This is a genomic window from Saccharopolyspora tripterygii (genome assembly GCF_054778355.1).
The window spans coordinates 1-20,224 of record NZ_BAAGZP010000041.1 but is presented as its reverse complement, the minus strand read 5'-3'; the positions used below and the strand labels follow the sequence as shown (position 1 = coordinate 20,224).

At 69.1% G+C, this 20,224-nt stretch carries 15 protein-coding genes and 1 pseudogene; 13 read left to right on the top strand and 3 right to left on the bottom strand.

The genetic code is table 11. From position 1 onward, the window contains the following. Positions 1-378 precede the first annotated feature (378 nt). Positions 379-543: pseudogene (locus tag ACYVF3_RS29645) on the bottom strand (transposase); the annotation flags it as partial. A gap of 419 nt (positions 544-962) precedes the next feature. Here ACYVF3_RS29645 and ACYVF3_RS29640 point away from each other — a divergent pair. From ACYVF3_RS29640 to ACYVF3_RS29630, 3 genes are read left to right on the top strand one after another with little or no spacing between them, the layout of a single operon-like run. After that, positions 963-1,736, top strand: a complete 774-nt coding sequence (locus ACYVF3_RS29640; protein ID WP_461157577.1) for an SDR family NAD(P)-dependent oxidoreductase — start codon at positions 963-965, stop codon at positions 1,734-1,736. Then, positions 1,736-2,356: a UbiX family flavin prenyltransferase gene (locus tag ACYVF3_RS29635; RefSeq protein ID WP_461157576.1), complete on the top strand. Its 621-nt coding sequence runs from the start codon at positions 1,736-1,738 to the stop codon at positions 2,354-2,356. The genes ACYVF3_RS29640 and ACYVF3_RS29635 overlap by 1 nt, the downstream gene beginning before the upstream one ends. Positions 2,357-2,363: 7 nt before the next feature. Beyond that, positions 2,364-3,254, top strand: coding sequence for a LysR family transcriptional regulator (locus tag ACYVF3_RS29630; protein ID WP_461157575.1), 891 nt, complete (start codon positions 2,364-2,366; stop codon positions 3,252-3,254). Here ACYVF3_RS29630 and ACYVF3_RS29625 read toward each other — a convergent pair. After that, positions 3,251-3,802, bottom strand: a complete 552-nt coding sequence (locus ACYVF3_RS29625) for a PadR family transcriptional regulator (protein ID WP_461157574.1) — start codon at positions 3,800-3,802, stop codon at positions 3,251-3,253. The genes ACYVF3_RS29630 and ACYVF3_RS29625 overlap by 4 nt on opposite strands. A 106-nt stretch (positions 3,803-3,908) precedes the next feature. Between ACYVF3_RS29625 and ACYVF3_RS29620 the strand changes: the two genes are divergently transcribed. From ACYVF3_RS29620 to ACYVF3_RS29575, 10 genes are all read left to right on the top strand, one after another. Next, positions 3,909-5,477, top strand: coding sequence for a class I adenylate-forming enzyme family protein (locus ACYVF3_RS29620; RefSeq protein ID WP_461157573.1), 1,569 nt, complete (start codon positions 3,909-3,911; stop codon positions 5,475-5,477). Between the two features lie 8 nt (positions 5,478-5,485). Beyond that, positions 5,486-7,930: a xanthine dehydrogenase family protein molybdopterin-binding subunit gene (locus ACYVF3_RS29615; protein ID WP_461157572.1), complete on the top strand. Its 2,445-nt coding sequence runs from the start codon at positions 5,486-5,488 to the stop codon at positions 7,928-7,930. Between the two features lie 4 nt (positions 7,931-7,934). Beyond that, positions 7,935-8,714 (top strand): enoyl-CoA hydratase/isomerase family protein, encoded by a 780-nt coding sequence (locus tag ACYVF3_RS29610; protein ID WP_243794793.1) that lies wholly within the window; start codon positions 7,935-7,937, stop codon positions 8,712-8,714. 8 nt (positions 8,715-8,722) lie between these two features. Further along, positions 8,723-9,610 (top strand): FAD binding domain-containing protein, encoded by an 888-nt coding sequence (locus tag ACYVF3_RS29605; protein ID WP_461157571.1) that lies wholly within the window; start codon positions 8,723-8,725, stop codon positions 9,608-9,610. Beyond that, positions 9,607-10,833 (top strand): xanthine dehydrogenase family Fe-S subunit, encoded by a 1,227-nt coding sequence (locus ACYVF3_RS29600; protein WP_461157570.1) that lies wholly within the window; start codon positions 9,607-9,609, stop codon positions 10,831-10,833. The genes ACYVF3_RS29605 and ACYVF3_RS29600 overlap by 4 nt, the downstream gene beginning before the upstream one ends. Next, positions 10,830-12,215 carry an aldehyde dehydrogenase family protein gene (locus tag ACYVF3_RS29595; protein ID WP_461157569.1) on the top strand — a complete coding sequence of 462 codons (1,386 nt, stop codon included), beginning with the start codon at positions 10,830-10,832 and terminating at the stop codon, positions 12,213-12,215. Before ACYVF3_RS29600 ends, ACYVF3_RS29595 begins: the two co-directional genes overlap by 4 nt. A gap of 127 nt (positions 12,216-12,342) precedes the next feature. After that, complete coding sequence (locus ACYVF3_RS29590; protein WP_461157568.1) at positions 12,343-13,725, top strand: sodium:solute symporter family protein; 1,383 nt, start codon at positions 12,343-12,345, stop codon at positions 13,723-13,725. Further along, the gene (locus ACYVF3_RS29585; RefSeq protein WP_461157567.1) at positions 13,722-15,107 is read left to right on the top strand and encodes a UbiD family decarboxylase; all 1,386 of its coding nucleotides are present in this window, start codon (positions 13,722-13,724) and stop codon (positions 15,105-15,107) included. Before ACYVF3_RS29590 ends, ACYVF3_RS29585 begins: the two co-directional genes overlap by 4 nt. Before the next feature lie 66 nt (positions 15,108-15,173). Next, on the top strand, positions 15,174-16,514 hold the full coding sequence (locus ACYVF3_RS29580) for an MFS transporter (RefSeq protein WP_461157566.1): 1,341 nt from the start codon (positions 15,174-15,176) through the stop codon (positions 16,512-16,514). Positions 16,515-16,970: 456 nt separating this feature from the next. Then, positions 16,971-17,441 carry a hypothetical protein gene (locus ACYVF3_RS29575; protein ID WP_461157565.1) on the top strand — a complete coding sequence of 157 codons (471 nt, stop codon included), beginning with the start codon at positions 16,971-16,973 and terminating at the stop codon, positions 17,439-17,441. Between the two features lie 1,747 nt (positions 17,442-19,188). Here ACYVF3_RS29575 and ACYVF3_RS29570 read toward each other — a convergent pair. Then, complete coding sequence (locus ACYVF3_RS29570) at positions 19,189-20,139, bottom strand: electron transfer flavoprotein subunit alpha/FixB family protein (RefSeq protein ID WP_461157564.1); 951 nt, start codon at positions 20,137-20,139, stop codon at positions 19,189-19,191. Positions 20,140-20,224: the final 85 nt, after the last annotated feature.

The window sequence follows — 20,224 nt, the reverse complement described above, 5'->3', positions numbered from 1 at the left end:
CAACCGATACGCTTCCCACCGAGGTCTCCGGATAGATGTCGATCTTCTTGGTCGTTGATCCATCTACCGGAGACCTCACTACGTCCAACCACCGGGCCGGACGTTCCTAAACAGCTCCTAGAGCAGGGCGTGGCTGCGTCCGCTACAACTACGGGGGTTTGATCCGCCAACTCGGCGCGGTATGCGCAACCTTGGACGAGTTGGAGACACGGATGCCATTAGATCTTCTACAACCGCCAGCGGCGACACTCCCAGCTCGACTACGTCTCGCCGATCGAGCACGAGCTATCCTCCGAGAGTCCACCCATCCCGCCTGAGCTTCACACCGGCCGGGGTAACGAACACTGGGGCAGGTCAAGGTGTCAACCAGACCCTGGGCAGCCCCGGGCGTTCACCGCGGTCGATCTGGTCTTGGCGGGCCCAGTTGTGCAGGGTGCCGGCGCTAATGTCCAGCTCCGTGGCGACGGTAGTGATCGGCTTCCCGGCTCGAACGAGCGCGACGGCCCGAAAGCGGAACTCCGGTGGATACGGTCGGGCATAGATCGCAGCCTTTCAGCAAGGTCCGATCTTCACGCCGAAAAGGGTAAGAAAGTCTGGGCAGGTCAAGGGGGTCAACCAAAGTCTGGGTAGTCCCGATCGACCACGCCCTGGCTGTGGAGGTGGACGGTCCGGGGTTGGTTCGTTTGGCCTTCGAGGTAGGCCATGGCGGCTCTGCGGAGGGGCTCGCTTCTGTCATCGGGAAGTGAGTCCGCTGGGATCAGGTGTCGCCAATTTCGGCATAGTCGACACGATCAAGGCCCAGAGCGAGTTCACGCGAAACCTCCCATACGCGTTGCCTATGGCCGGGGTAGGGCATCGCTCATTGTCTGCACCCCGCACGAGCGCTTTGACTCGTGGATGACGGGGCGTCCGCGAGGCAGCAGCGCCTGGCGGGCCCGTGCAGATGGAGAGGGGCGCGGCACATGGGTGCTGATCTGGTTGGAAAGGTCGTGCTGCTCACGGGTGCGACCGGTGATATAGGCGTTGCCTACACCAGGGCGTTGACCGCGCTCGGCGCGAACGTGGTCGCCACCGACTTGGACGGCTTCTCCGAAGCCGGTCGGGAGATCGCGGAGAAGGCCACGGCGCAAGGTGGCGGGCGAGCGGTCTTCGCCGGCTGCGACATCACCTCGGACGAAGACCTGCAGCGCGTCGTGGACCTGGCCGTGGAGCAGTTCGGCGGCGTGGACTGCCTGGTCAACAACGCGGCGATCTACCGGACGTTGGGGCCGAAGCGAACGCTCACCGAGCTGACCAACGACGAGTGGGACCTCGTGCTGCGGGTCAACGTTCGCGGCTGCTGGCAGTCGATCCGCGCCGCCGTTCCCGCCATGCGGGAGCGAGGTGGCGGGCGGATCGTCAACATCGCCTCCGTCGTGTCCCGGACCGGGGCGGCCGGTTTCGCGCACTACGTGGCGTCCAAGGCGGCGGTCGAGGGCTTGACCAGGGCTGCGGCGCGCGAGCTGGGACCGGAAGGCATCGCGGTGAACGCCGTCTCTCCCGGCCTGGTCGACGACGCGGCCACTCGCGACATCAACGACGCGCACTACGTGGAACGCATGAAGTCCACGCGTTCCGTGCCGCGTGCCATGGATCCCGAGGACCTGGTCGGCGCGGTGGTGTGGTTGTGCGGGGACGGCAGCGGTTTCGTGACCGGGCAGACGATCGTGGTCGACGGCGGAGGGGTGTTCGTGTGATGCGCCCCGACGAGTTCCCCCCTCGCATCATCGTCGGCATCACCGGTGCTTCCGGTGTGATCTACGGGGTCCGCGCGCTGGAGCTGCTGGCACAGCTGGGAGTCGAGACGCACCTGGTCATCACCCGAGCCGCACGGGCGACGCTGGCGCAGGAGACCTCCTGGACGGTCGCGGACGTGCGGGAGCGGGCGTCGGTGACGCACTCCGAGCACGACCTGGGTGCGGCGATTGCGAGCGGCTCGTTCCCGACCGACGGCATGCTCGTCGCGCCGTGCAGCGTCAAGACGCTGTCCGCGATCGCCACCAGCTTCGACGACAACCTGCTGGTGCGCGCAGCTGATGTGACGTTGAAGGAGCGCAGGCCCCTCGTGCTGATGCTGCGCGAGACACCGCTGCACCCCGGGCACATCCGGCTGATGGCGCAGGCCGCCGAGGCGGGAGCGGTGCTGATGCCGCCCGTGCCGGCGTTCTACACCCAGCCGTCGTCGATCGACGAGGTGGTCACGCACACGGTCGCTCGCTCGCTGGACGCCCTGTCGTTGCCGCACCCGCACGCGACCCGATGGTCCGGAGAGCGGAGCGCGCCGTCGGCTACCGATCGGCGGTCCGTTCGCGCATGATGTCGGCATGGAGCTCCACCAACTGCGCTACGTGCTCGCGGTCGCGCGCGCCGGGAGCTTCAGCCGAGCGGCCGAGGACCTCTTCCTGGCTCAGCCGTCGTTGTCGGTGCAGATCCGCAAGCTCGAGAAGGAGCTCGGCGTCGCCCTCTTCGACCGGCTGGGCCGCAGGGTGGTGCTCACCGCGGCAGGGGAGGAGTTCGTCGCCCACGTCCAGCAGGCGTTGGCGCACCTCGACCGGGCGCGGGCGGGCGCCGCCGCAGTGCGCAGCCTGCAAGGCGGTCGGGTGTCGATCGGTGTGTTGCCCAGCGTCGGCGCCGGATTGTTGCCCGGGGTGCTCGCGGATTTCCGCCGCGAGTACCCGGATGTCGAGGTCAGGCTCACCGAGCACAACGTCTCCGCCGAGTTCGAGCGGATGGTGGAGGACGGGCGATTGGACCTCGCGGTGATCAGGGCCCCTTGGGCGCGACCCGGACTCGCGGGCCGGTCGATCGTGCGCGAACCGATCGTCGCTCTGCTCCCGCCGGACCATCCGCTGGCCGATCGGAGCGATATAGCGCTGGTCGAGTTGAAGTCCGAGAAGTTCGTTGCCATGCAACGGGACTACGGACTGCGGGAGCTGCTGGAGCTGGTCTGCAACCGGGCTGGTTTCGAGCCGACGGTGACGGTGGAGACCACTCAGCTGTCGGTGCTGCAGGGCATGGTGTCCAGCGGTCTGGGTGTTTCGTTGCTGCCGGAACTCGCCGGCGCCGGCTATCCCGTCACGATTCCGATCGACGACGAGGGCGCGGCCCGGGAACTGGGCATCGTTCACCGCGCCAGGACCCCGCTGTCACCGCCTGCCGCTCTGTTCCTGGAGCTGCTCGCGGGCGCCGCCGCCGATCGGCCCGCTCGCGGCTAAGCCTCGAACTCGCCTCGCTCGGCGCGTTCTGCGAGCGAGGTCCAGAACCGCAGGGCCGCGTGTTCCATCTCCAGGCCGAGGCCGAGCGTGACCATGCGTCGTGAAATGGCTGATTCGTGGCCGAAGCGCTCCTGCATCTGCTCGTACTCGGCGATGCGGTCCTGGTGCTGCTTGATCTGGTCCTGTGCGAGCCGCTTGATGTCGTCGGGGTCGGCGAGCTCGTTGAAGAAGAGCTTGATCTCGGCGATGTCGCGCAGCTCGTAGTGCTGGTCGGTGGGCTCGGCCAGCCATGAGCGGAGAGCGGCGAGGCCGGGGTCGGTGATCGTGTAGGTGCGGCGGCGACGGCCGTCGTCCTCCTCCTCGACTTCGAGCAGTCCCAGCTGTTCGAGCCGCTTCGGCTCGGAGTAGAGCTGGGCGTGCGGGAAGTGCCAGAAGTAGCCCACCGAGTGGCCGATGGCCCGTTTGAGGTCGTACGAGGTCGAAGACCCGCGCATGGCGATCATCCCCAGCACGACGTACGAGGTCGTGGAAAGCCGAACCGTTGACACGCTCCAAACCCTACCGTACGTTTCCGATCGTCTGTTTCAGACGATGTGAAACGGATGATCTGCTTCTGACTTGTGTCGCACCGCTGACGCTGCGAGAGGACTGGGAATGGATCTCGGGACAGTGCTGAGCTGGACCGCCGAGCGGTACCCCGCCAGACGTGCGGTTGGCGGCGAGCTCGCGATGACCTACGCGGAATGGGACGCCCACACCAACCGGCTGGCGCGGGCCTTGGCCGAGCTCGGTGTGGGGCACGGCGACAGGGTCGTGTTCCTGCTCGCCGGTGGCGAATCGATGGCCTCGCTGCACCTGGCCGCCCAGAAGCTCGGAGCGGTCTCGGTTCCGCTGTCGTTCCGGTTCGGTGTTGACGAGCTCGCCTACTGCTTGTCCGATGCGGCACCGACGTTGCTGGTCACCGATCAGTCCACGGTCGAGACGGCGAGCGCGGCACTGCAACACACCGAGCCCGTGCCGCACGCGCACGTCGGTGAAGGCGCTCCGGCGGGTGTCACAGCGCTGCTGGAACTCGCCGCCGATCAGACCGGGAGCGCGATCGACGTGCAGGTCAGCGATTCCGACACGAGCGTCATGCTCTACACCTCCGGCACCACCGGGAAGCCGAAGGGCGTTCCGCGCACGCACCGCGCGGAGTTCCACGCCGCCGTCGCGCACCTGCACCAGAGCCGGTCGGCCGCCTTCGAGACGACCCTCGGCGTGATGCCCATGTTCCACACGATGGGCCTGCGCACCCTGCTGGCCAGCGTGGTCAGCGCCGGGACCTGGGTCCCGCAGGTCCGGTTCGACGCCGAGGAATCGTTGGAGCTGATCACCCGCGAGCGCGTCTCCGCGCTGTACCTGGTGCCCACGATCTACTGGAGCCTGCTGGGCACGGGACGGCTGGGGGAGACCGGTGTCCGCAAGCTCGCCTACGCGGGAGCCGCGATGACCCCCGCGCTGGCCGAGGCGCTCGTCGACGCGCTCGAACCCGAGGTGTTCGTCAACCACTTCGGGAGCACCGAGATCTACACCTTCACCATCGGCCCGGACGTCGCGGCCAAACCGGGATGCGCAGGGCGCCCCGGCGTGTTCACCCGGGTTCGCCTCGTCGACCCGCACCCGCAGGCCACCCCGGACGCGTTGGTCGGTGCCGGTGAGCAGGGGCAGATCGCGATCTCCATGGAGTCGCCGGAAGCGTTCGCCGGGTACTGGAACCGGCCCGACGCCGACGCGAAGTCCATCCGCGATGGCTGGTACTTCCCCGGTGATCTCGCCGTCGCGGACGACGACGGCGACCTGTGGGTGTCCGGACGCGTCGACGACATGATCAATTCGGGCGGCGAGAACATCTACCCCGACGAGATCGAGGACGCGCTGGTCCGCTGCCCGGAGGTCGCCGACGTCGTGGTCGTCGGGATGCCGGACGACCGCTGGGGACAGGCCGTCACCGCCTTCTTCGTGCCCGCAGCGGGGCGCACCCCGGAGGACGCCGCCGCCGCGCTGAGCGCCTACATCCGCTCCGGCTCCGGGCTGCCGCCGCTCAAGCGGCCCAAGAAGGTGGTCGCGGTCGCCGAGGTCCCCAAGTCGGCGGTGGGCAAGATCCTGCGCCGCGAACTCGCCGGTGGGCGGTTCCACCCGCTGGCGGAGCTGTCCGCCGCTTCGATCGGATCGCGAAAGTGAGCACGTCGATGACGCCTGCACGCACCACGGCACGCATCGAGGACCCGGCCCTGCTGACCGGCCGCGGCCGGTTCCTCGACGACCTCGATCCGCTGCCCGGCACGTTGACCGCGGCGATCGTGCGCAGCCCGCACCCGCACGCCCGCATCCGCGGCGTCGACCTCACCCGAGCTCGCGCGCACCCCGGGGTGGCGGCGGTGATCGGACCCGACGAGGTCCTGGAAGCCCTGAACCCGTTCCCGCTGTCGCTGAAGACGCCCATGTCGTACTACCCGACGGCGACCGATCGGGCGCGCTTCGTCGGCGAACCCGTGGCGGTCGTGGTCGCCGCCGACCGCTACGCCGCCGAGGACGCAGCCGAGCTGGTCGCCGTGGACTACGAGCCGCTGCCGCCGGTCGTGGACGTCGACGTCGCGCTGCGCCCCGAGGCGCCGCGACTGCACGACACGGCCGACAGCAACGTCGCCACCGACCGCACGTTCCACTTCGGACCCGTGGACGAGCTCTTCGCCGCAGCCGATCACGTCGTCAGCGGCGAGTACCGGTTCCCGCGCTACTCGTCGACACCGATGGAGTGCTACTCGGTGATCGCCGAGTGGCAGGACGAAGTGGACGGTCCGGCGATCGCGGCCTGGGCGAACTTCCACGGCCCGTTCTCCATGGTCCCGGTGATCGCGGGTTCGCTGGGCGTCCCGACCTCGCGCGTGCGGCTGATGATCCCGGCCGACAACGGCGGCAGCTTCGGCATCAAGGCCGGGATCTACCCGTACGTGGTGCTCATGGCGCTGGCCAGCAAGCACGCCGGACGGCCGGTGCGCTGGACGGAGGACCGCAGCGAACACCTGCTGGCCAGCTCAGCGGGTTCGGACCGGTCGATGCGCTTCGAAGCGGCGGTCAGCGCCGAGGGGAAGGTCCAGGCGTTGCGGGCGGATCTCGTCGACAACGTCGGCGCCTACCTGCGCCCGCCGGAACCGAGCACGCTCTACCGCTGCTTCGGCAACCTCACGGGCGCCTACGACGTCGAAGCCGTGCAGATCCGCTCGCGCGCGGTGGTGACCAACAAGACGCCGACCGGGCTCAACCGCGGTTTCGGCGGCCAGCAGCTCTACTTCGGGCTGGAACGGCTGATGGACAAGATCGCCGCGACGTGCGGGGTCGACGCCGCCGAGATCCGCCAGCGCAACCTGGTGCAGGCCGACGCGTTCCCGTACCGGACGGCGACCGGCGGCATCTACGACTCGGGTGACTACCCGCGGGCCTTGGACATGGCGCTGAAGAACGCCGACTACCCGGCGCTGCTGCAGCGCCAGCGGGAGGCGCGGGAGCGCGGCGAGCACTTCGGCATCGGGCTGGCCACCATCGTCGACCCGTCGGCGACCAACATCGGGTACGTGGGACTGGCCACGCCGGCCGACGAACGCCCGCCGGGGCGCGGCAAGTCGGGTTCCACCGAGCACGTGCGGGTCAGCGTCGACGTCAACGGGGTCGTCTCGGTCCTGCTGGGCACCGTCCCGCAAGGCCAGGGCCACGCCACCGTCGCGCAGCAGGTCGTGGCCGACAGGCTCGGACTGCCGCTGGAGAAGGTCCGGCCGGTGGTGGAGATGGACACGGCCACGACTCCGTGGACCATCAGCTCCGGCAGCTACTCGTCGCGGTTCGCCCCGCTGCTGACCAGCGCGCTGGTCGAGGCGTGCGACCGGCTCGCCCGCACGATGCGGACGGCGGCCGGCTCCATGCTGGGACTGGACCCCGACGAGCTCGAATTCGCCGAAGGCCGGATCCGGCACCACGAAGACCACGCGCAGTCGGTGGATTTCCGCCACGCCGCCGGAGTGGTGCACTGGGACCCCGGCTCGTTGCCGGACGGGACCTCGGCCCGGCTGTACGAGGAAGCCGCCTTCACACCACCGCAGGCCAAAGCGGCCAGCCGGGACGACCAGATCAACTCCAGCCTGTGCTACGGCTTCGTCGCCGAGCTCGTGGTCTGCCGCATCGACCCGCAGACCTACGAGCTCACCCTGGAGCTGGTGTCCACAGTGCACGACGCGGGCACGATCCTGAACCCGGTGCTGCTGGAAGGGCAGGTCCACGGTGCGCTGGCGCACGCCATCGGCGGCGCGATGTACGAGGAGATGCGCTACTCCGACAACGGCCAGCCCACCTCCGCGACGTTCATGGACTACTTGTGCCCGACCACCGCGGAGGTCGGCTACGAGCTGCGCAGCGACCACCTGGAAACGCCCTCGCCGCTGACCCGCCTCGGCGCCAAGGGCTGCGGCGAAGGCAGCTGCATGAGCCTTCCGGTGGCCATCGCCAACGCCGTGGCCGACGCGCTCGCGCCGTCCGGCGCCGACATCACCACGCTGCCGATCCACGGCGACGTGATCCACCGCCTGCTCACCGCGGCGACAACGGACACCGCGGTGCTCGAAGGAACAGAAGGGGAGAACTGACGACATGGCCCTCACCGGAGGCGAGATCAAGCTGACCCGCGGCCACGACGGCCGGGTCGCGTACCTGACGCTGGACCACGGCAAGTACAACATCATCACCTGGGAGACCCGGCAGGTCATGGCCGACCGGTTCGCCGAGATCGACGACGACGACGCCATCCAGGTCGTGGTCATCCGGGGCGAAGGCGAGCACTTCTCCTCGGGCGGCGACATCGCGGGCTTCATGGAGGTCGACCCGGTCGACTTCACCGACCTCGGCCACAACGTGACCGCGCCCTCCCGCAGCTCCAAGGTCGTCATCACCGCCGTCGACGGCTACTGCTTCGGCGTCGGGTTCGAACTCGCGCTGTCCTCGGACATCCGCGTGGCGACCGAGCGCAGCCAGTTCGCGCTGCCGGAGATGAACCTCGGCATGATCCCGGGCTCGGGCGGAACGCAGCGCCTCGCCCGGCTGATCGGGCTCTCCCGCGCCAAGTACCACGTGCTGACGGCGTCGCGGATCAACGCCGACGACGCCAAGGACTGGGGACTTCTCGCCGACCTGGCGGCCGACCGAGCGGAGCTCGACGAGAAGGTCGAGCAGCTGGTGACCAAGATGATCGGGTTCTCCCCGCTGGCGGCGCGCACCGCCAAGGAGGTTCTCGACCGCGGCGTCGACGCCCCGCTGTACAGCGGGATCGAGCTGGAGCGCAAGGCCTACGCGATGCTGCGCTCCAGCAAGGACTTCGCCGAAGGCGTGGCCGCGTTCAACGAGAAGCGCGCACCGAAGTTCCAGGGGCGGTGAGGATCTAGATGAAGGCCGCACCTTTCGCGTACGCGCGCCCCGCGGCGTTGTCCGACGCCGTTGCCGAACTCGTCGACGCCGACGGAGGCGGCAAGGTCATCGCCGGCGGGCAATCCCTGGTGCCGGTGCTGGCCATGCGGCTGGCGCGGCCGACCACCCTGGTGGACATCAACGCGGTCACCGGGCTCGACGCGCTGCGGACGGTCGGCGACCGGCTGGAGGTCGGCGCCACCGTCCGGCAGCGTCGGGTCGAGCACGCGCCCGAAGCAGCCCGAGTGCCGCTGCTGCGGCTCGCGCTGCCCTGGGTGGGGCACCGCGAACTGCGCAGCCGCGGCACGATCTGCGGGAGCCTGGCCCACGCCGATCCGGCCGCCGAGCTCCCGGCGGTCGCCTGCTGCCTGGACGCGGAGCTGACCCTGGCCGGACCCGAGGGCGAACGCGCCGTTCGAGCCCGCGAGTTCTTCGACGGCGCGATGACGACGGCACTGCGCGCGGAGGACGTCCTGGCCGCGGTCTCCTTCCCGACGGCCGGGCCGGGGGAGGGCTTCGGCTTCGCCGAGATCGCCCGCAGGCACGGCGATTTCGCGCTGGCCGGAGTGGCGGCGCACGTCCGCGTCGATGACAGCGGCGGCGTGTCCGCCGCGACGATGACGGCCTTCGGCGTCTCCGACCGGCCCGTCACCCGCGACATGACCAGCGCGGTCCGCACGGCCGGTGGCGACGAATCCGAGCTGGCCGGTGCGCTCGACGCGGTGGTGCGCGAGGTCGTCGACACCGACGGCGACGCGCACGCGTCGAACGGCTACCGGCGGCGCCTCCTGCGCGCGCTCGCAGCTCGGGAATTGGCCAAGGCGTACCGCCGCGCGGTGCGCGGCACAGCGGAGGTGGAATCATGACGAGCACTGAAGAACCCGTGCAGGAGGGCCTTCGACCGGTTCGCGCAGAAGCCGGCGAGACCGTCGAGGTGAGGTTCACCGTCAACGGCACAACCGCGGTGCTGCACCTCCCCGCCCGCGTCACGCTGGCGGACGCGCTGCGCGACCACCTGGGGCTGACCGGGACCCACGTCGGATGCGAGCACGGGGTCTGCGGGATGTGCACCGTGCTGGTCGACGGCGAAGCCGCCCGCGCCTGCCTGCTGTTCGCCTGCCAGCTCGACGGTTCCGAGGTCGTCACCGTCGAAGGGCTCGGGCGCCCGGACGACCTGCACCCGCTGCAGGAGTCCTTCGGGCGGAACCACGCCCTGCAATGCGGTTTCTGCACCCCGGGCTTCCTGCTCAGCTCCTACGACCTGCTCAGCACCAAGCCCGAGGTCACCGACGAGGAGCTCCCCGCGGAGCTGTCCGGCGTGATCTGCCGCTGCACCGGGTACCGGAACATCATGACCGCCGTCTCCGAAACCCGCTCCGCGCACCCGGAGGGGATCCCCGAGCCGGGCAACTGCGCTCGGCGGGCGCTGGTCGGCCGCTCCGGCGGCCAGTCCGCGACGGTCGTCGAGGAACCCGCGGAACCTTCGGGCGACGCTGCCAGGAACGTGGAGATCGTTCTCCCGGAAGGAGATCCGACCATCGCGGTGCAGGTGGACACCGCCTTGGACGTGCCGTTCGACCAGGTGTGGCGGGTGCTCGACGACGTGCACGTGCTGGCGCGATGCCTCCCTGGTGCGGAGCTCACCGAAGAACTCGGCGAGCAGCTCTACGCCGGACGCGCGCGGGTGGCGGTCGGACCCATCAAGCTCTCGTTCCACGGGATCGCCCGGGTGCTCGACCAGGACCGGGACACCGGCACGATCCGCGTGCTGGCGCAGGGCCAGGACACTGGCGGGGCGCAAACCCAGGCCGACATCACGCTGCGGGCGCACGCCACCGCAGCGGGGACGGAACTGCGCGCCGACGCGGCGGTGTACCTGACCGGCCGCATCGCCCAGTTCGGCCGAGCGCTGGCCGGTGACATCAGCCGGCGCATGTTCGAGCAGTTCGCCGACTCGGTCCGCCAGGCCGCCACCACCGGAGAAGCACCGCAGCAGTCCCACGCCGCGCCGAGCGCGTTCCGCATGATGTTCGGCACCTTGCTGGACCGGATCAAGCGAATCGGCCGTCCCCGAGGCGGGAAGTCATGAAAACGCCCCTCCAGCCGGTCAACCCGGCGACGCTCGAACCACTGGACATCGCGGAACAAGCCACGGACGCCGAGATCGGCGAAGCGGTGTCGGAAGCGACCCGCGCCATGCGCACCGGGTGGCCGCGAGATCACCGGCTCCGAGCGCAGTCCCTGAACGCCTGGGCCGACCTGCTCAGCGACCACAGCTCGGAACTCGCCGAGGACCTGGTGCGGGAAACCGGGAAACCCATCGGTGAAGCGCGCAAGGAGATCGCGGGCGCGATCGATTCCCTGCGCTTCAACGCCGGTCTCGCCAGGCTTCCGCTGGGCCGTGCCGCAGGCTTGCCCGACGGGAGCGAGGCGCACCTGGTGCGCGAACCGGTCGGCCCGACGGTGTTCATCACCCCGTGGAACTGGCCCGTGCTGCTGTTGCTGCGCGATCTGGCTCCGGCGTTCGCCGCCGGGGTGACGGCGCTCGTCAAGCCCGCCCCGCAGACCACGCACATCACCCGGCGCGTGATCGCGCTCGGCCACCGGGCCGGAGTACCACCGGAGGTGCTCCACGTGCTCCCCGGTGACGCCGAAGTGGGCGCTGCACTCGTAGCCCACCCCGACACCAGGGCCGTCGCGATCACCGGCTCGACCGCGGCCGGGCAAGCGGTCATGCGCGCCGCTGCCGACACCATGACCAGGCCGCTGCTGGAGCTGGGCGGCAAGGCCTCGATGCTCGTGCTGGCCGACGCCGACCTGGAAGCCGCGGTGGAGGTGGCCGCCCGCGCGGCCGTGATCACCAGCGGTCAGATGTGCATGGCGTGCACGCGAATCCTCGTGCACGCGCGCCACGCGAAGGACGCCGAGGAGCTGCTGCGCGAACGACTCGGCGCCTCGACCCCGGGAGATCCGAGGGACGGGAGCACCGACCTCGGTCCGCTGATCTCCGAAGCCGCGGTGGACAAGGTGTGCCACGCCGTCGACCGCGCGCGTGCGGACGGTCGCGTCCTCGTCGGAGGGGAGCAGGTGCACCCCGACGGCCTGCCGGGTCACTTCCTCACGCCCGCGCTCGTGTCCGAACTGGACCCGCGATCACCCGTGGTGCAGGAGGACATCTTCGGCCCGCTGCTGTCGTTGGAGGTCTTCGACTCCGACGAGGACGCGATCGAGCTGGCCAACGCCACGCCCTTCGGGCTCGCCGCGGCGGTGTGGACGCGTGACCTCACGCGCGGCTTCGCCGTGGCGCGCGAGCTGCAGTCGGGCACCGTGTGGCTCAACGGGTACAACCACTCCTACGCCGAGATGCCCTCCGGCGGCGTGCGGATGTCCGGGATGGGCCGCACCCGCGGGGTCGAGGGCGTCGAGCAGTTCACCGAGCTCAAGCACGTGCACTTCCCCGTCGGGCTATAACCCGAGCCAATAGGAGCTATGCGCAACAGGTTCTGGCTGGGCCTCTCGCACCGGTCTAACTTCGCTCGTAGTTTCTCTAGCCGCAACGGAGCGGCGTTGGAGGGTTCCCTTGCAATCAGGTTGGTTAGTGGTTCTCATCGTCGCGGGCTACATCGCGTTGCTCGCCCTGATCAGCTTCCTGGCCGGGCGTTCGACGCGGACCGCGTCAGGATTCACCAGCGGCGGCAAGAGCTTTCCCGCCGTCCTCATCGGATTCCTGCTCGCGTCCGAGTTCATCGGCACGAGCGCGAGCATCGGCACCGCGCAGGAGGCCTACCGATCCGGTCTCTCGGCCGCGTGGAACATCATCTCGCTGGGAATCGGGTTCGTGCTCTTCGCCTTCCTGCTGGCGCGCAAGTTCAGCGAGCTGGGGGAGAACACGATCTCCGGTGCCCTCGACCGCTACTACGGGAGGAGGGTGCGCACCGCGACGTCGATGATCATGGTCTGCTCCTTGCTGATCGTCGCCGTCTCGGTCTACGCCAGCGGTGGTGCGATCCTGAGCGGGCTGCTCGGCGTCGACCACGACCTGGCCGTCGTCCTGGTCGGTGTGCTCGCCACGTTCTACGTGGTGGTGGGCGGCATGCGATCGGTCGTCTACACCAACGCCGTGCACGCGATCGTGAAGATGGCCGGGGTGGTCATCCTCGCGGTCATCGGCGCCCAGCGCGCAGGCGGCGTGGACGGGCTGCGAGCAGCGCTGCCGCCGACGATGTTCTCCTGGCACGGCGTGGGTTTCGGGCAGATCTTCGCCTGGCTGATCGCCGGGGTCGGTGCCATCTTCGCGACCCAGTACGTCGTGCAGGCGATCACCACCGCCGGCAGCGCTCGCCGCGCGCAGCGAGCCGGGTTCTACTCGGCGCTGATCCTGGTTCCCTACGGTCTGCTCGCCGCGTTCATCGGCATGTGCAGCGCGGTGGTCTACCCGCACATCAAGAGCATCCAGGCCATGCCCGCGTTCGCCATGGACATCGACCCGGTCTTGGCCGGGATCGTCGTCGCCGGGCTCGCCGGTGCGATGTTCGGGACCATCGCTGCACTGGTCATCGGCGCTTCCACGCTGCTGCTCAAGGACTTCTACCAACCGCACTTCAACGCCGCCGGGGACGACCGCCGCGACGTGCTGTTCCTCCGGGCGGCGACGGTGGTGACCGGCCTGGTGCCGATCGCCCTGGCCCTGTTCGCCACCGACGTGCTCACCGTGACCTTCCTGGCCAAATCGCTGCGCGCGGCACTGGCGGTGCTGGTGCTGCTGATGTTCTACGCGCCCCGGTACGGCACGAGGACCGGTGCGTTCTGGGCGATCGTGCTCGCGCTGCCGACCACCATCGGCTGGTTCCTGCTCGGTGACCCCTTCGGCATTGACAACGCCTACATCGCGGTCGCCACACCCTTGCTGGTGATGACCTGCACCCACCTCACACCGGGCCGGTCGAAGGCCGTCCCGGCGGTCACCGGGGAGAAGAGATGACGAACAACGCCCTGCCCGTCGGCGCTGATCTGCGCGGGTGGCTGGACCACCTGCAGACGACCGGACGGCTGTCCGCGGCCAGGCCGGGAGTGGACCTCCGCTTCGAGCTGGCCGGAATCGCCAACCGGCTCGACGGCGACCGCGCGGTGGTCTTCGGCGAGCCCGGCGGGAAGGACATCGCCGTCGTGTCCGGGCTGCTGTCGCGCCGCGAGTGGATGGCGGAAGCGCTCGGGGTCGCCGAGACCGAACTCATCGACCGCTTCCAGCAGGCATGCCAGGACCCCGTTCCGTGGACCGAGGTCGAGGACGCCCCGTGCCAGAACGAGGTGATCCGCGAGGTCGACCTCGGCTCGTTGCCGGTTCCCACGCACAACGAGCACGACCACGGCCCGTACATCACCGCGGGCCTGCTCATCGCGCGCAACCCGACGACCGGGTCGCAGAACGTGTCCATCCACCGCTTGCAGGTCAGCGGGCCGGACCGGCTCGGGGCCCTCCTGCTGCCCCGGCACACTGCCGCGTTCTTCGGGCAGGCCGAAGCGTCGGGAACGGACCTGGAGGTGGCGATCGTCATCGGCGTCGACCCGCTCACCTTGATGTCCTCGCAGGCGGCGGTGCCGATCGGCCACGACGAGCTGGAGATCGCCGGGGCGCTGCGCGGCAGCCCGCTGTCGGTAACCAAGGCGGTCACCAACGAGGTCCGGGTTCCCGCCGACGCGGAGATCGTGCTGGAAGGCAGGCTTCTCGCCGATGTCCGCGAGCCGGAGGGACCCTTCGGCGAATTCCCCCAGTACTACGGGCCTCGCGCCGACCGCCACGTGGTGCGCATCGACGCGATGACGCATCGCCGAAACCCGATCTACCACACCATCGTCGGCGGCGGACTGGAACACCTGCTGCTGGGGTGCATTCCGCGCGAAGGCTCCTTCCTGGCGCACCTGAGGCAGAACTTCCAGTGCGTGCGGGCCGTGCACCTGCCGCGCGGCGGCGTATGCCGCTACCACCTCTATGTGCAGGTCCGCGATCCCCGGCCCGGCGAGGTGAAGAACCTGATCCTCGCGGCGCTGGGCGCGCACTACGACATCAAGCACGTGACGGTGGTCGACTCCGATGTGGACGTCTTCGACCACCACGAGGTCGAGTGGGCCGTCGCCACCCGCTTCCAGGCTGACCGCGACCTGGTGCTCGTCGGTGGTGCGCAGGGGTCACGGCTCGATCCGTCCACAGCGGACGGTGTGGGCGCGAAGATGGGGCTCGACGCGACGATTCCGCGCGTCGGCGACGAAGGCCGGTTCACCAGGATTCGCGTTCCGGGGGAGGAGGAGATCGACTTGGAACGCGCTGTGGCCCCCGCGTCGGCAAACTGGCGTTCCGCGCCCTGACCCGACCGAAGCCGCGGAACCTCGTTCCGCAACACCACACCAACAGACCTCGATGAGGAGGTGGGCATGTCCACTGCGAACACCGGACTGTCCAGAAGAGCCACGCTGTACGCGAGTTTCGCCTCGGTGGCGGGGTGGGCGTTCGACCTGTTCGACCTGTTCATCCTGCTCTACGTCGCCAGCACGATCGGCGACCTGATCTTCCCGGTGGCCAGCCCCACCCTGAGCCTCGCCGCCGTCTACGCCTCGTTCGCGGTGAGCGTGCTGCTCCGCCCGGCCGGAGCGGCGATCTTCGGAGCGGTGGCCGATCGCAACGGGCGCAAGCAGACGATGGTCATCGTGCTGGCCGGCGTGGGGTTGTCCACGGCGGCGATGGGTGTCGTGCCGACCTACGCCGCCGCCGGTATCGCCGCACCGCTGCTGTTCCTGGCGCTGCGCCTGGTGCAGGGCGTGTTCGTCGGCGGCGTCGTCGCGGCGACGCACACCCTGGGCACCGAGAGCGTCGGGCAGCGCTGGCGAGGCCTGATGTCCGGGCTGATCGGTGGCGGCGGCGCGGGCATCGGTGCGGCCCTGGCCAGCGGCGTGTTCATCCTGGTCAGCGCGATCTTCCCGGGCGAGCAGTTCAACGTCTGGGGGTGGCGCGTCATGTTCTTCTCCGGGCTCATGGCGGCGCTGATCAGCTTCCTCGTGCTCCGCGGGGTCGAGGAGTCGCCGCTGTGGAAGGCGCAGCAGCAGGCCCCCGGCCCGAAGACGCGCTTCACCGACCTGGCCCGCGGCGGCAGGGGAGGGCTGCTCGTGCTCAACCTGGTGCTGGTCTCCGGCGCGGGTTCGCAGTACTACCTGACCTCCGGATTCCTCCCGACGCTGCTGGGCAAGGTCAGCGGTGTCGCCCAGAGCGCGCAAGGCACGATCCTGCTGGTCTCGAGCCTGGGAGTGATCGTCGCCGCGGTGGCCGCGGGTGAGCTCAGCGAGCACTTCGGACGCCGACGCACGATGCTGGCGATCGGCTCGTTCAACCTCGTCGCCCTGCCCCTGCTGGTGTGGCTGATCACGAGCACCGACCCGGCGAGCACCGGCCTGATCATGTTCTACGCATCAGCCCTGGCCTTCTTCGCCAACGCCGCCTACGCCCCGGTCCTGGTGTTCCTCAACGAGCGCTACCCGACGGCGCTGCGTGGGCGCGGAACCGCGATCTGCTGGAACCTCGGCTTCATGGTCGGTGGTCTGATGCCGAGCTTCGTCAACCTCGCCAGCCCGGAACTGGCCGACGTGCCCGGTCGGCTCATGGTGTTCCTCTTCGCCATGGTCCTGGTCTTCGTCGTCGCGGGAGTGCTGAGCCCGGAGACCCGCGGAGCCATGAACGCCGAGGAGACCGAGGAACGAGCGGTTCAACCCGCAGCCGAATGAGAGTTCCACGGTCGTCGCGCGGAAGACGGGCGGTCCCAGCGCCGCTGGGACCGCCCGTGCTTCGCGACGCGCGCTCAGGCGGAGGTCTCGGCCAGTGCCGGGATCCCGTGAGGTGTGGTGGCGTCGAGCCACTGGGCGAGCCGGGCGGGCGGGAACAGTTCGTCGAGGACCATGAAGCCGCTCCGGTGAGTCCTGCGCGGTCGTGGAGAGCCGACTGCTCGATGCGGAGCTCCCGGGTGACTAGGGGGAGGGAGCGTTGATAGACGTTCTGCCGGATGGTGGCCAGCAGCAGTTTCCCCGCCTTGGCGACGCCGCTGGGATGCTCTACGCCGGGCGGCTGGAATCCGGCCGCTACCAGGGGTGATGGCGACGAGCTGTCGGTGATCGCCGCCGTCATGCTCGGCGGTACCAGCTTTTTCGGCGGCAACGGCAGCGTCGCGAGCTCTCTTCGGCTCCTTGCTCGTCGGGGTCATCAACAACTGCCTCGTCCTCGCAGGCCTCGACGTCAGCCAACAGGGGGTCGTCCGCGGCGCGGTCTACCGCTTCTATCCCTCCGTCCGGGTAGCGCGTGCCCGCATCGCCGCCGGAGAAGCCGGCGCGCTGCGGCTGATCCGGGGCGGGGAAGTCGGCGGCGCTGACGAGCGAGATGGTGGGGATGCGGCCGCCGCATTCGTCTTCGGCGACGAGGGCGTGCTCGCAGAAGTCGTGGGCACCGCGTCAGTCAGCGCCGAGTTTCTCGACCAGTGGCGGATCCCGGGCGAAGTCACTTCCCGCGCCTGGGAAGAGCGCTTCGGCGAGCGGGAGTACGTCGGGATTGCCGAACGCGCTCTCGAGCAGCTCGTAAAGAGCAGCGGGTGCGCGGTGTATGAGATCGATGCCGTCGCGCTGGCCGACACGAACCCGCGGGGTCAAGGCGGTGCGGCGTGACTTCATGCGTCGGACCGGGGGGCGCTCCGCCGGCGCTGATCTGGAGGTTGAGATCGGCAATTCCGGGGCCGCGCAGATCGGGTTGATGCTGGCCGTCGGGCTCAACGAGGCGGCTCCGGGGGTCTGGGCGTCTCGCTCGCCGACGGCGCGGACCTGCTTCTGCTGCGGGCCACCGAGCGAGTCGCCGAACGCTCGGTTCCGAGACGCTAGTCTGGCAGCCGCGCGTGTCTTACCCGACATACTTGGTGTGGCGGGGAAGGCTCGACCGCGTCCTGCCTCGGCGCCCGGAACCCGTTCGGCTCTCGGCACCGTTCGTGGCACGAAACGTGGACTACAAGTTCGGCTTCGCCGGGGGCCGCTGCCGGTCGTGTGAGACGGTGCAGTTCCCGCTCCCGCGCCTGTGCTTGCGCTGCCGTGCCACCGATTCCTTCGAGCCCGTGCCGGCGTCGGGGATGCGAGCTCGGGTCGCGACGTTCACCGTCCCGCCTGGCCTTCAACCCGAATCCGCCCGTGGTCAGGGCGGTCCTCGACTTTGACGGCGGTGGCCGGGTTCAGTGCGAACTGACCGATGTGGATGCCGACCAAGTGCGGCTCTGGGATGCCATGTACGGAGTCCTGTCCTGCTTCATCCCGCGAACAGGTGGCAATCTGCCCCTGAATTCCTCTGCGGGCGTCGAGGAGTGTGCGCAGTTCGTGCCCAGGACCGGTTGTTCCAGCCATTGGCCCAGCGTCGAGAACGAGGTAAGCGGGACGACTAATGGGCTGCCCGGCACGTCGACAGCCGCATCCCAGGCGGATGTTACGAGAGGATGCTCCTACCCGCACGGTCAGCATTCCCCCGGTAAAGGCCTAGGTTCGGGTTTGGAGGTTCCATTGGAGCGAGATCTTCTCGGCGATTTCCACCCGTGCGATCCGCGACTCGCCTGCGGGCACGTGCAAATCTTGGTCCATCCCTGCAGCTTGACGGGAGGATCGAGCCCAGAACCGGGTTCAGCTATAAACCTGGACGACTTTGCTCCCGTCCCGGGCACTCGTGTTGGGCACGGTCAGCTCGACGTTCAGGCAGGTCGGGTCGTCCACCGACGGCGCGATGACCTTGAGATCGAATCGGAACTCCGAGTAGGAAAGGCCATCGGCGAAGGTGGGGCCGACTTCGAGCCCACGTACATCGAAGCGCGCACCGGGATCGTCTCGGTCAGCTTCCCGCTCGGATTGATCTCTCCCAGTAGAACGTCTCCGACCTCGTGCGTTGGATCGTCGCCAGTCAGGGTTTCGCCGTCATCACCGAGAAGGACTGGACTCGGCGCCGGCCATCGGCGTTGCGCCGAGTCGCGACGAGCACCTCGTCGACGAACTTGGAACGGCCTTCCGGAACCACTTCCATGTCCGGACGTTGGGCGAGGGGCCGGTAGTGCTTTTCGGGGACGGCGCGCAGCAGCTGCTGCTTGCCCCGAAGTGGTGATGCAATGCCGACTGGACGGACTCCCACCCGCTGTGCGATTGCTTGAGCGAGGTCTGATGGTAGTCCTTCTCCCCGAAGAGCTCGACGGCTGCGTCCACGGCCGCGCCCACTCTGCTCCGCAATCCGCTGCGCACGCGGCGACAACTGCTCCGATCCTCCTCGGGCTTATTGAACCTCCGAAGTCGTTGTCCAGCGTGGGGTTCGCCCCTGGCTGGTCGCCCAGCAGAGAGGGAGGAGCGGGCCGTGCTTTGGTGTGAGCACGGCCCGCTTGTTCGCGTCAGGGCCTCAGCTCTTGCGTGTGGTGATCTCGTCGGCCAGTTGTGGGGTGACGGTGAACAGGTCTCCCACGATGCCGTAGTCGGCGATCTCGAAGATCGGCGCTTCGGCGTCCTTGTTGACCGCGACGATCGTCTTGGACGTCTGCATGCCCGCCCGGTGCTGGATCGCACCAGAAATACCGAGGGCGATGTAGAGCTGCGGCGAGACGGTCTTACCGGTCTGACCGACCTGGAACTGGTGCGGGTAGTAACCCGAGTCCACCGCGGCGCGCGAGGCACCCACAGCCGCACCGAGGGTGTCGGCCAGCTTCTCGACGACCTCGAACTGGTCGGCCGAACCGACACCACGACCACCGGAGACCACGACGCTGGCCTCGGTCAGCTCCGGGCGGTCGCCAGCCTCGGCCGGCTGACGACCCGTGATCTTGGCACCAGTGGCGGCCGGGACCTCGACCTGCTCGACCGCGGCGGCACCCGAGGCCTGCTCGGCCTCGATGGAACCGGGCAGCACGGTGATCACCGGGGTGCCCTTGGTGACCTTCGCCTTGGCGTCGTAGGTGCCACCGAACAGCGAGTGCGAAGCCACGCCCTCACCGTCGACGTCCACGACCTCCGACAGCAGACCCGCCTCCAGGCGGATCGCCAGACGACCGGCGACCTCCTTGCCATCCACCGACGCCGGGATGAGCACCGCCGCCGGGTTCGCCGAACCGGCCAGCGCGGCCAGCACGTCGACCTGCGGCGTGACCAGGAACTGCGCGGCCTCCGCGGACTCCGCCGCGTAGACCTTCGCCGCACCGTAGGAACCCAGGGCCTCCGACAGCTTGCCCGCCGTGCCCGGCTCGCCGACGACGACCGCCGACGGCTCACCGATGCGACGCGCTGCGGGCAGCAGCTCGTAGGTGACCTTTTTGACCTCGCCGTCCACGTGATCGACGAGGACCAGAACCTCAGCCATGAAACCTATGCCTCCTCGAAAACCCGTGAACGACTCAGAGCAGCTTCTCGCCGGCCAGGAACTCAGCGACGCCCACGCCGCCTTC

What these genes read in the sequence shown, in the direction of transcription:
- ACYVF3_RS29570 (WP_461157564.1), bottom strand. Translation starts at nt 20,139, where the DNA reads ATGGCTGAGGTTCTGGTCCTCGTCGATCACGTGGACGGCGAGGTCAAA.
- ACYVF3_RS29605 (WP_461157571.1), top strand. Translation starts at nt 8,723, where the DNA reads ATGAAGGCCGCACCTTTCGCGTACGCGCGCCCCGCGGCGTTGTCCGAC.
- ACYVF3_RS29595 (WP_461157569.1), top strand. Translation starts at nt 10,830, where the DNA reads ATGAAAACGCCCCTCCAGCCGGTCAACCCGGCGACGCTCGAACCACTG.
- ACYVF3_RS29580 (WP_461157566.1), top strand. Translation starts at nt 15,174, where the DNA reads ATGTCCACTGCGAACACCGGACTGTCCAGAAGAGCCACGCTGTACGCG.
- ACYVF3_RS29620 (WP_461157573.1), top strand. Translation starts at nt 3,909, where the DNA reads ATGGATCTCGGGACAGTGCTGAGCTGGACCGCCGAGCGGTACCCCGCC.
- ACYVF3_RS29610 (WP_243794793.1), top strand. Translation starts at nt 7,935, where the DNA reads ATGGCCCTCACCGGAGGCGAGATCAAGCTGACCCGCGGCCACGACGGC.
- ACYVF3_RS29630 (WP_461157575.1), top strand. Translation starts at nt 2,364, where the DNA reads ATGGAGCTCCACCAACTGCGCTACGTGCTCGCGGTCGCGCGCGCCGGG.
- ACYVF3_RS29635 (WP_461157576.1), top strand. Translation starts at nt 1,736, where the DNA reads ATGCGCCCCGACGAGTTCCCCCCTCGCATCATCGTCGGCATCACCGGT.
- ACYVF3_RS29640 (WP_461157577.1), top strand. Translation starts at nt 963, where the DNA reads ATGGGTGCTGATCTGGTTGGAAAGGTCGTGCTGCTCACGGGTGCGACC.
- ACYVF3_RS29615 (WP_461157572.1), top strand. Translation starts at nt 5,486, where the DNA reads ATGACGCCTGCACGCACCACGGCACGCATCGAGGACCCGGCCCTGCTG.
- ACYVF3_RS29600 (WP_461157570.1), top strand. Translation starts at nt 9,607, where the DNA reads ATGACGAGCACTGAAGAACCCGTGCAGGAGGGCCTTCGACCGGTTCGC.
- ACYVF3_RS29585 (WP_461157567.1), top strand. Translation starts at nt 13,722, where the DNA reads ATGACGAACAACGCCCTGCCCGTCGGCGCTGATCTGCGCGGGTGGCTG.